Origin of the sequence: Chryseobacterium sp. WLY505 (assembly GCF_030846215.1) — a bacterium.
Taxonomy (GTDB): domain Bacteria; phylum Bacteroidota; class Bacteroidia; order Flavobacteriales; family Weeksellaceae; genus Chryseobacterium.
The window spans coordinates 125,242-136,964 of sequence record NZ_JAVCWI010000003.1; the positions used below are offsets into that span (position 1 = coordinate 125,242).

An 11,723-nucleotide genomic window follows, 5' to 3' on the forward strand; every position below is an offset into this window, starting at 1 on the left:
ATCATGAAACTTAAACCTATTGAATTCACAGCCATTATTCAGCAAAACGGAGAAATGAATGCTGCGTTTGTAGAATTTCCTTTTTCTACAGAGGAGCTGTTTCATAAAAAAGGACAGGTAAAGATAAAAGCCCTGTTTGATGATAAGATAGAATATCGTGGAAGTCTTGCCAAAATGAAATCCGACTGTCATATTTTAGGACTAACTCAGGAGATCAGAAAGAAACTGGGTAAAACGTTCGGAGATGAGGTTTCCGTATCTCTTATTGAAGATAAGGAGGAAAGAGTGGTTGAAATTGCAGATGACATCGACCTTGTTTTTAAGGAAAATCCTGAAGCAAAAGCTTTATTTGATGCAATGAGCTACACCCACAGGAAGGAATACATCCGCTGGATTGAAGAAGCCAGGAAACCGGAAACAAGAGAAAACAGAAAAATAAAAATGGTTCAGATGATTCTGGATGGGAAAAAGGGGATATAATTGGATTAATTTTTTACACTCAGAAACTATACATTTAAAAAAAACTGAATTAAGAAAATATTTTTTGTCAGGATCTCAAAAAGTAGCCGACTATAGTTACAGATATAATTTATAACTATAAAAAATTTACTTTTATGAACAAGTTTATTTTCAGAACATCAGTTTTAGCAGCAGCTACTCTAGCTGCATTTACTCTTTCTTCATGCCGTGATTCGAATGACGACATGATGATGAATTCCTCTTTTCAAAGAACCATTACTTTTGAAAATGTGGTGACTCCTAAAGATTTTGTAGAAAGCGGAAGTTTTCAGGGGGTGGGAACGCCTCCCGTTATTTTACCCGGTCAATCTGTTTCTATTACATTCAGTGCAGGAAAAGCACAGGCTTTAATGTTTGCTACCATGTACGGCGCTTCAAAAGACTGGTTTTTTGCTTCACAACAACCAGGTATCAAACTGTTTGACTCCAATGGAAATGCTATTACCGGAGATGTTTCTTCAAGTGTCCGATTGTGGGATAACGGAAGCAAAGATGATATCACAGGACAAGCTGAAAGCAAGCCTATTATGCAGGTTCCTAATGTCAATGCATCACAGCTTATGAAGCTTAATCTGGCTTACAATGATGTAACTTCAGAGTTCACTCTTACTATTACCAATACATCCGGCGGAACGGCCAACGAAACTCCTTTTTCTCCCGGAGTATGGGCGGTTTCCAACTACAATGGTTCTCAACTGCTGAACAGCGCGCCGTTTTTTACGCCTAATGCTTTATCCAATCCTGAGATCACAGATATTGCTCAAATGGGAAACATCAGTAAAATGATGACTAAACTGAATGCCAATACAGGAATTATGACGGGGCTTTCTCCTACTTTAGTGGTGGTTTACCGTGGTGATAAAAATCCAATTTATGAATTAGGCAAATTAGATAGTGGAATGGGACTGAAAGATATTGCACAGTTTGGAAATGCAGCCAGGCTTCAAAACAGTTTAAAATCTTTACCTAATGTAAAAGGAGTATATGTTGCAGGAAATGCTCCTGTAGCTCCGGGAAGTAAGGTAACTACCAACTTCAATGCTGAGCCAGGTGATAAAATTGCCTATGCAACCATGTTTGGTTTTTCCAATGACTGGTTCTATGCCAATGAACAAAGCATTGATGCTAATACTAAAGGAGACCTCAGCTTAAAAACCTCATTATTTGATTCCGGGACGGGTATTGACCAATATCCGGGGGCGGGAAATCATCAGGCATTATTTGGCGGAACTCCACAAAGTGAAAATAAGATTATTTCCAAAGTAGGAACCCAATATCCTGTTCCTGCGGTACAGAATGTGATTAAAGTAACCGTTAATTAATCTTCACATAAAAAAAGAGGTTGTCTCAAAAGTGTCATTCTGAACACAGACTGAAAGTCTGCGAACGTAGTTCATCAATGTAGTGAAGAATCTCATTATCACGATTATCAATGAGATTCTTCCTTCGTCAGAAATCGAAGATTCGACGTAGTCAATGACAAAAACCAAATTATTTGACTTTTGAGACAGCCTTTTTTACTTGTAATACAATATTTCTTTCAGAGTTGTAGTGCTCCTTCCAGATGCTGTTCTCCTCCTCCATTGGTAACAGTTATAAAGCCTTCATAATGGTTTACCTTTACTCCCAGATCATTATTTACTTCTTTAAAATATCCTGCCTTTTCTCTGTTATAGATTGTATCTCCCTGCCATAGAAACTTTGCAGACTGTCCAGTTTTATTTTGAAACGTAAAAGCCGTCAAAGAGTTTACAAATTCACTGGATTTAAGATCTAGCACAGCACTTTCATTAGCCGCAAAATCTTTAGACAATACAATAATGGTATTCATTTATTTTTCTTTGGTTTCATTTAATTAAAAATGGGATAAGTCTTTCTCATTACCCTGATACAAATATCTTTCTCAGCCACGACAAAACTTGACGCATTTGTTTAACAAAAAATTAAAGGCCCACACATGATATGTCTGGGCCTTTTCAATTCTTCAATACTATTCAACCTGAATTCCAAGATATTGTAAATAGGAATCCAGCATTTTCTTATCAAACACCGGTTCCTCAATGCCAGAACCCTCCAGATACTGAATAACATTGGAACAATCCCATACATAAGTATTCTGGTAAAGCTCTACGGTAGATAAGCCTTCATGAATATTATCTCTGAAAAGACTCGTCAATGGATACAAACGGTTTTTGCTGTCATCTTCCCATTGCTTTCGCCATTCTATATAAGGAAGATTTTCGAGTGTGAAAGGATAATATTTTTTCAAAAGTTCGAAGAATTCCTCTAAAGTAAGATCGGTTTCCGGACGGGCAATCAGGTTGAATTTTTTACCTATTGCCTCTTTATTTTTCGTGATATGAGCCATGGCTTTCGTCATATAATCTACAGTGATAAGACCTTCTCTAAGCTCGGTAAGCGCAGGATAAGATTTAAATTCTATACAATTTTTCACCAATCCGGACCACCACTGGTAAGAAGCACTTGCCCCTGTTTCACTGTGGCACATGGCATATCCAAGGCGGTAAGTAATCAGTGGAAGTCCTTCTTTTGCAGCTAAATCGGCAACCGCTTCCATCACCCATTTACTTCTTACATATCCAATATCTTTACTTACAGACATCAGGTTCTGTTCAATATCATCAGATTCAAGCATTACCGTTTTTCCTGTAAACAGATGCCCCCAGCTGTATACGGAAATGGTTGACAGCAAGGCGAGGCATTTTGTTCGTTCAGCTCCTGCCAGTTTTATGACTTCCCTTAATCCTTCTACATTGGGAGCTTTCATATAGGAATAGGGCTCAATAAAGTTCACTGAGCTTCCGGAGTGATAAATCAAGTCGGTTTGTTTTGCAAGTTTTGTAAATATTTCTTCTGACAATCCTAAGGACGGCAGAGCCAGGTCTCCGATGACAGGAATAATTCTTGATCTCTGTTCTGCATGACGAGGAATATGGTATTGCTTAAAACATCTGTCAATTTTTTCCATTGCATAAAATTCATCCTGAGCTCTTACAAGGCAGTAAATATCAGCATTGGTAGTATCCAGAAGCTCCTGCAACAGGTGAATTCCTACAAACCCCGTAGCTCCCGTTAAAAATATAGTAGCTGGATTTTCCACCTGCTGAGGATCAAAACCTCCTGCAAAAACAGTTCCCGGAGCAAGATAAACATCTTTTTGAAGCTCTACATATGGTTCTACATCTTCTGCAGGGATTGCTTCTCTTGCCTCTCTGGATCTGTTTATAAGAACTTCCGAAAGCTGCTGCAATGTGGGATACTGATAGATATCCCGCAGATAAACTTTTACATCCAGCTTTCTTTGCAAAGCAACCGCCACCGTTGCAACCAACAGAGAGTTTCCTCCAATATCAAAAAAATTATCCGTGATATTGATGACAGGGCGTTCCAATGCAGACGACCAGACATCTGCAATAATTCTTTCGGTCTCGTTGGTGGGTGGCTCAAATGAAATCAATTCTTTTGCTTCTTTATCAGCCAGTTCCTTTAATAGCCGGGTATCTGTTTTTCCATTTGCTGTTAACGGAATTTTATCTATAAAAATAATTTGTGCAGGAATCATATAGCCCGGAAGTTCTTCTTTCAATGCATTTCGGACTGATGAAATATCTGCCACTGCTCCAGGATCTAATACAACAAAAGCAATCAGGTATTTGGTGCTTCCTTCCGTTTCTTTCCCAAGAATGAGAGCTTCTTTAATACCATTCTGCTGAACCAATGAACGTTCTATCTCTCCCAATTCCACTCTGAAGCCACGAATTTTCACCTGATTATCAATCCTTCCCAGGAATTCAATATCACCATCCGGATTCCATTTGGCAAGGTCTCCTGTGCGGTAGATTTTCTCTGCTTCGTTAAATGGATTGGTGATGAATTTAGCATCTGTAAGTTCTTTGTTATTAAGATATCCTTTTGCTAAAAGATTTCCTCCAATACAGAGTTCTCCCACAGCTCCTACGGGCAGCAATTCCTTATTTTCTCCCAGAATATAGGCTTTCGCATTGGCAATGGGTCTGCCAATAGATGAAACATATTTCCCGTTACTATCTTTCACTTTTTTATAGGTAGCGTAAACTGTACATTCTGTGGGGCCATAATAATCTACCAGCTCGTAGCTTAATTCTGAAGTAAGCACTGGTTTCAACTTTTCACCTGCGGTAAAGAGATATTTCAGTTTCAGATCATGATAATTACGGGAGTCATTAACTACAGACGGAGCTAATACAGTAGGCACAAAACCATGTGTAATCTGATTTCTTCTATAATAATCAAGCAAAGCAAGTGCATCTGTTCTGTCTTCATTATCAGCAATAAAAATGGTAGCTCCGGAAGTGAGGGCAGACCATATTTCCCATACAGAGATATCAAATGCCAACCCTGCCACAAGAGTCAGTTTTGCGCTATGATCTACATGAAAATGATGATTATGCCATGTTACCAGATGTTGTATAGCCTGATGGTCCACCATCACCCCTTTGGGTTTACCCGTGGAGCCGGAAGTATAAATGGTGTATGCCAGAGCGTTCTTATGGATAGTAATCCCTGGATATTCTGATGATAAATAATCAAGATTTTCCTTATTGCTGAGATCAAATACCTTTCTCTTTTCAGTTTCTGACAAAAGTGCTTCAAGAATTTGATTGGTAATCATAAGATCAGCAGAGGTATCGGAAAGAATATATTCTACTCTTTTTACAGGATAAGCAGGATCTATCGGAACATAGGCTGCACCTGTTTTGATAACTCCGAGTATTGCAATGATCCATTCCAAAGAACGGTCCAGCCAGATGGGAACATATTTTCCTTCTTTGATACCACGGCTTAATAATAGGTTGGCCAGCTGATTGCTTCTCTGGTCCAGCTCTCCGTAAGTAATCTCCTGGTCCTGATAAACCGCAGCAGTCTTATCAGGATGAAGGATTGCCTGCCTCCGGAAAAGAGATTCCAGGGTTTCTTCATGATGATAGTCCCAACCGGTTGTATTGAATTGGTTTAAAAGTTTTTCTCTGTCTTCGGATGACAGTAATACAGCTGAACCTAATGACAAAGGTTCTAATGAGGGAATGGTGTTTGGCATAATAATTTGATTTGGTTTGGTTTAAAAATTTGCAAGTGGGATTTCAACTGGAGAAACAATTAAAAAGTAAAGACATGATGAATAACCACCGTTTAATTACTAAATGTGTTTCTTTATTAATTTCTCAAAACTGAATGCATACAGGGTATGCACCGACCTTTCTATCTGTGGGACGGTATTCTGCATTCAAACGTTATGAATTTATTCGAAAAATGAAGGAAGACATCTTTCGTCTATCCTTTATAAGTGAGGTACACTTCCTACGCAGTATTTATGAATTTGATTTCCATAATATGTTATTTTAAATAATTTGGTAATCAAACTTAACATAATATTTTAATGTAAGTGTTACATAATTCCTATGTTAATCTCACTGATGAGAATTAAACTTATGAAAACAAAACTTATTATTTAGTTTTAAATCAATGAAATAGAATACTCTCAGGCATTCCAGAATTCCCTGTCCAGACTTCTGTATTGTATAGCTTCGGAAATATGATGAGATACAATATTTTCAGATCCTTCAAGATCCGCTATTGTTCTGGCGACTTTAAGAATTCTGTCATAAGCTCTTGCCGAAAGATTAAGTTTCTCCATGGCTAATTTGATGAGACTGAAAGAAGATTCATCCAGTTCACAATAGGCTTCAATTTCCTTTGGACCTATCTGGGCATTACTGCTGATATTGAGGTTTTGATATCTTTTGTTCTGAATATCCCTTGCTTTGAGTACACGGTCTCTGATCTCTTTACTTTTTTCTCCTTTCCTTTTCTCAGAAAGCTGTTCAAACTCTACCTTTTGAACTTCGATATGGATGTCTATCCTATCTAAGAGCGGACCTGAGAGTTTGTTCATGTACCGCTGCATTTCGTAAACAGATGAGGTATTATTGGGATCATCAGGAAAGAAACCGCTTGGACTGGGGTTCATAGAAGCTACCAGCATAAAACTTGCCGGATAGTTGACCGTAAACCGGGCTCTTGATATCGTTACTTCACGATCTTCCAAAGGTTGTCTCATAACTTCCAGCACTGTTCTCTTAAATTCGGGCATTTCATCCAGAAACAAAACGCCGTTATGAGCAAGGGAGATTTCTCCGGGCTGAGGGTAACTTCCCCCTCCTACCAAGGCAACATCAGATATGGTATGATGTGGAGATCTGAAGGGACGAACAGTCATCAATGATGTTTCTGTTCCTATTTTTCCGGCAACAGAGTGAATTTTTGTTGTTTCCAGTGCTTCTTTTAATGTCAGAGGAGGTAAAATACTGGGAACTCTTTTGGCCAGCATTGTTTTCCCACTTCCCGGCGGCCCGATCAGAATAATATTATGTCCGCCTGCTGCGGCAACTTCCATCGCTCTTTTGGCTGTTTCCTGACCTTTAACTTCGGAGAAATCAAAAGGAAAATCATTGATCTTTTCATGAAATTCTTTCCGGGTATCCAGTGTTATTTTTTCAAGCACTTTTCCTACGTTGAAAAAATCGATAACTTCTCTGATATTTTCTACTCCGTAGACATCAAGGTCATTCACAATGGCTGCTTCTCTGGCATTTTGTTTTGGAAGAATGATTCCTTTAAACCCTTCTTCCCTGGCCTGGATTGCAATGGGCAAAACACCTTTGATCGGCTGTAAACTTCCATCCAGAGAAAGTTCTCCCATAATAATATAGTCTTTAACGTTCTCTGCCAGTATCTGATCTGAGGCGGTTAAGATACCGATAGCAATACTGAGATCGTAAGCAGAGCCTTCTTTTCTGAGATCTGCGGGAGCCATATTAATCGTAATTTTCTTACCGGGAATTTTAAATCCTACATTTTTCAGGGCTGCAGAAATTCTGTAGCTGCTTTCTTTAATAGCATTATCAGGAAGCCCAACGAGATGGTATCCTACTCCTCCGGTATCTACATTCACTTCAATGGTAATGGTCTGTGCAGCCACTCCATGAATGGCACTTCCATAAATTTTGATCAGCATGATGTGTTTTTGAAGTAAAAGTAATAAATATACTATTCTGAAAATCTGGGTTTTACATTAACAACATTTTATCCAGGCAGATATTTAAAAAAAGTTTTTAACGAAACACCTATTCGGATTTTTCTTTTGAAGGGACAGAGGTGATAATAAAAAAACCGGTACAAATTTCTTTGTACCGACTCAACCATTATTAAAAACTAACGAAAAAGATTATGCCATCTGAATTACTGAACATTAATTGTAAGTCAGGAAGCGGATGCCGGAAAGAGGAAATTCCTTTTTGGGGGTAATTATGACCGTCATTAGATTAACAAGGATGAAATGTATCTATGAGCGTAAAGTATTAAAATAAATCACTCTAGTTCTTCTTCAATACAAGGAACACCCCTCCTCAGACATCCATACTTCCTTCCCACAATCAATATGTTAGCATCTTCAGATTTTATAATCCTATTATTTTTTTATAAATCTGTTTTTATATTCTGTTCCGTCTGTGCTCTTAGAAACAATGATATAATTTCCCGGTACCAGACCGCTTACATCAATCGGCTGATTATATCTGTGATCATTTTTCTTCAGAACAAGTTTTCCGGACATATCTATAATCATAATTTCTTTATAGATTTTATCAGATTCTTTTCCGATATAAAGGTGCTGTGCCGTAGGGTTAGGATAAATTTTCAGATTATTATCTTTAATTTTTGTTTCTCCTGTTCCCAAATTACTGCAGAATTCCCAGTCCCCGAAAGTCACCTCAACAAATGCAAACGGATCTAACATCTGGCACTGATCCGGACAATATTCCGTACAGGCATAAAATCCGTATTTCCCTGAGCTTGTTGCAACGTAGGTATCACCTACCACACCAGCAATAATACAAGGATCTCCTGCTACCGGCGGATTGCTTCCCGGTACACATTTAAACCAGGTATGTTTGCCATACACTAAAGGAAATATATTGTCAAACTGTACAGACGCTCCATTGCAGACCTTCACTGTTCCCATATTTTCTTCATATGTACCTGGAGTATAAGTAGTCATCATTGCAGGCAGTCCATATACAAAACCATCTGCAAATGCTGTAGGACTTTCTGCTGTACAGTCTCCTTCGGAAACCACTACCTTAAAATAATTCAGCTGGTCATTACCACTAATGGTCAGCTGTTGTGATGTCGCTCCCGGAATAGCTACCCATGGGTTGTTATTCGGTGTCTGCCATGTCCATTCCTGTTTATACCACTGATACGTTGCGTAAGTCTGTGTTGTGGAAAGAATTTCATCTTCCGTATCGCAGAATAAGATCGTTCCCGGGTATTTTTGCCCGAGTCTTGCACTGGTAATTGTAGGGGTGCACTGTGCTTTTATATTCAGAATGGAGAATAATAAAACCACTAAAAAGATTAGTTTTGTTTTCATATATCAATTATTAAGTTTGGTGTTTTAAAATGGTCTGCATTAATCCAGCAGAACTCTTATTCCGAATTTCATATTAAAATGAAGCGGTTTTTCTTTATAAATGGTATTGGGTGCTGTTTCTTCTTTAAAATGATATCCTATTCCCGGTTCTGCATAAATTCCTATTTTATCAATAAGTTTCAGCTGAAAGCCAACAGCTGTGTTGACAGAAAACTGCAGAGGTTTAGGCTCTACACGCTCTTTTGAGCTTTCCTTTATTTTACCATCAACAACATAACTTGTTGTAATATTTCCTGCCACTGGTTTTTCTACCAAAGCCCCACCTGTAATGTATCCTGTAAATTTCCCTTTCTGAATGACATTATAATTAACCTGTACCGGAATTCCTATATAATGCAGCGTCTGATCTCCTTTAATATAATTATTCTCACTTCCGGAATGCAGCTCAGAAGACAGCTTGGTATAATTCAGCCCTGTTCCTATTCCCCATCTCCTTCCCAAATTATAGTAAACAGAAAGCCCCAATGTTACCGGTACTTTATGTCTTATCCTCGCTTCTACCGGCTGACTTTGATTGGCCAGCAATATGGCTGTAAGAGGATCATCATGATATTCTGAAGTAGTCCATACCTGCTCAACATTCATCGCTTTTCCGGTGATTGAAGCATAGCCCGGAAACTGCTGTTCTGCAGAATTGGACCCCATATTACCAGTAAGCATGCCTAACATCCAGGACTTTTTATCTCTGGATTTGGTGGCTTTACGCTGTGTATTTTCAGCATAGACCTCCTTTAGTTTTTCCTGATTAAAAAAAACCTCATCAGAAGCCTGTTCTTTTACCGTTTCTTTCACGGTATCATCAATCACTGATGTTTTCTGGGCGATCTTACTTTCCTGCTGAAAAGACTCCAATGCTGTCGGAAGCTTGAAAACATCCTCGATCTTCTGATTACTTCCGGCATGATTTTCTGCTCCATTATCTGCATGTCTTTGTATTATCGTTCTCTCGGGAGCACCGGTGTTCAATATATTTTCAGCTAAAAAATCATCTGTCTTTGATTTTAATTCACTGCCTGAAACATCCTCAGTTTCGGTAGTTTTTACATAATTTTTTTCCTTCTCTCCTTTCACATCTGCCGGTTTATGAGACAGAGTTTTTCCGGCATCATTCCGGGGAAGTATTTTGGTCAGCAAAAACAATAATGCAATGGCCGCTGCAATCCCTCCAACGCGATAAAATATGGATCTGTTTCCAGCATTTGTTCCCTTTTCTTTCTTTTCTCCACCTTCATGAACGGCAGGAATAAATCCGGGAATGCTTTTATTTTCTTCACCAGAAAATAATTCATCTTTAATGTCATCCCACAATCCTTCCGGAACGTCCTCTTCATGGTCATCCATTCTGCTTCGCAGATTATTTAGCCATTCGTTATTCATATTGTGCTTTTATTGACATTTTAAATTCTTTTATTTTCTGAGCCAGCAGTCCTTTTGCCCTGTGAAACTGTGATGCGGAAGAATTCTCGGCAATCCCCAGCAGCCCGGCAATCTCCTTATGGCTTTTTTTCTCAAATACGAACAGGTTAAAAACAGTCCGGTAGCCATCCGGAAGAGCTCTTATCATCATCATAATATCATCACGTGGGATTTCTTCAAAATCCGGTTCTTCTTCATTAGGGATGTCTGCAAGATCATCTACCTCTACAGCAGATTTAAAGTCACCTTTCTGTTTGATATGCTTTAGAGATTCATTAACTGCGATACGGGTCATCCAAGCTTTTAAAGAACCATTTCCTCTGTACTCAAAAGATTCTATCGAACGGAACATTTTAATAAAACTGTTTTGGAGCACATCATGCACGTCTTCTTTTTCTGCCAGATAACGGGAGCATACGTAGGACAGATTTCTGGAATAAGCTCCAAAAAGCTCTTTCCAGGCAGCCTCTTCCTTTTTCAGAAGGTGCTTTACCAAAATCTGTTCTTTACTTTCTTCCATATAATGCTGCTGCCTCCGTACCCACTGGGATGTTAAACTGTCAAGCAAAAATAGATTGCATCTTTTTAATAAAGTGCAATCCATTGATGATACTATCTATTCATTAATTTTTTATACAGAATGGGAAATTATAATCAATCACTTCATAAGGAGTAACCAATGTCCCGTCTACTGTAATTTTTTCTGCGGTGAAAGCATATCTAAGCGTCTGATCCAATCCTACATAATATCCTTTTTGCTTAGAAACAAATTCCACAACGGTCTTTTTATTAACTCCGTCTACAGGAATCTGAAGTTCCATCGTTTTTGGGGTTAAAGTAAGCTCTATCACATTATTTGCTGTGTTGATCACTGCTGCATATTTAAGGTCATACTTTACTTTTCCCATTGTCTTTAAAGCGGCTTCTGCTTTTGCAGGATCTTTCACTACTGCTTTTACAATTTCAGCCACTGGAAATTCATCAAATGAGATGGTATCTTTCTTTACTTTGAATTCTTTTATTCCTTCTCTTTTGCTGTTTCCCTGTACAATAATCAGTTTTCCTTTATAGTTGCCTGCCAGGTCTTCCATTTTTACAGGTGGAATATCTGGTCCTTCATTATCATTACATGAGTATAGGGTAAATCCTACTAAAACCATTAAAACTGTTATAAAAAATCGGGGTACTGTCAATTTTTTCATTGCATTACATTTTCGTTAAACATTAATTATTTTCG

At 38.4% G+C, this 11,723-nt stretch carries 9 protein-coding genes; 2 read left to right on the plus strand and 7 right to left on the minus strand.

The genetic code is table 11. The annotated features are described in order from the left end of the window. Positions 1–3: 3 nt before the first annotated feature. Entirely contained in the window at positions 4–480 is a 477-nt protein-coding gene (locus tag RAH34_RS09025) for a YdeI/OmpD-associated family protein (protein WP_306595902.1), read from the plus strand. Positions 481–614: 134 nt separating this feature from the next. Continuing rightward, the gene (locus RAH34_RS09030) at positions 615–1,841 is read left to right on the plus strand and encodes a spondin domain-containing protein (RefSeq protein WP_306595903.1); all 1,227 of its coding nucleotides are present in this window, start codon (positions 615–617) and stop codon (positions 1,839–1,841) included. 218 nt (positions 1,842–2,059) lie between these two features. Here RAH34_RS09030 and RAH34_RS09035 read toward each other — a convergent pair whose 3' ends face one another. From RAH34_RS09035 to RAH34_RS09065, 7 genes are all read right to left on the minus strand, one after another. Further along, a complete protein-coding gene (locus tag RAH34_RS09035) occupies positions 2,060–2,350 on the minus strand; it encodes a hypothetical protein (RefSeq protein ID WP_114819714.1) in 291 nt (96 codons plus the stop codon). A gap of 159 nt (positions 2,351–2,509) precedes the next feature. After that, on the minus strand, positions 2,510–5,617 hold the full coding sequence (locus RAH34_RS09040) for a non-ribosomal peptide synthetase (protein WP_306595904.1): 3,108 nt from the start codon (positions 5,615–5,617) through the stop codon (positions 2,510–2,512). Positions 5,618–6,058: 441 nt separating this feature from the next. Continuing rightward, positions 6,059–7,594: a YifB family Mg chelatase-like AAA ATPase gene (locus RAH34_RS09045; RefSeq protein WP_306595905.1), complete on the minus strand. Its 1,536-nt coding sequence runs from the start codon at positions 7,592–7,594 to the stop codon at positions 6,059–6,061. Positions 7,595–8,047: 453 nt separating this feature from the next. Beyond that, entirely contained in the window at positions 8,048–9,010 is a 963-nt protein-coding gene (locus RAH34_RS09050; protein ID WP_114819711.1) for a T9SS type A sorting domain-containing protein, read from the minus strand. Between the two features lie 39 nt (positions 9,011–9,049). Beyond that, positions 9,050–10,447 (minus strand): outer membrane beta-barrel protein, encoded by a 1,398-nt coding sequence (locus RAH34_RS09055; protein ID WP_306595906.1) that lies wholly within the window; start codon positions 10,445–10,447, stop codon positions 9,050–9,052. Then, on the minus strand, positions 10,440–11,054 hold the full coding sequence (locus RAH34_RS09060) for an RNA polymerase sigma factor (protein ID WP_306595907.1): 615 nt from the start codon (positions 11,052–11,054) through the stop codon (positions 10,440–10,442). The genes RAH34_RS09055 and RAH34_RS09060 overlap by 8 nt, the downstream gene beginning before the upstream one ends. 55 nt (positions 11,055–11,109) lie before the next feature. Continuing rightward, positions 11,110–11,688 carry a DUF4840 domain-containing protein gene (locus tag RAH34_RS09065; protein ID WP_114819708.1) on the minus strand — a complete coding sequence of 193 codons (579 nt, stop codon included), beginning with the start codon at positions 11,686–11,688 and terminating at the stop codon, positions 11,110–11,112. Positions 11,689–11,723 lie beyond the last annotated feature (35 nt).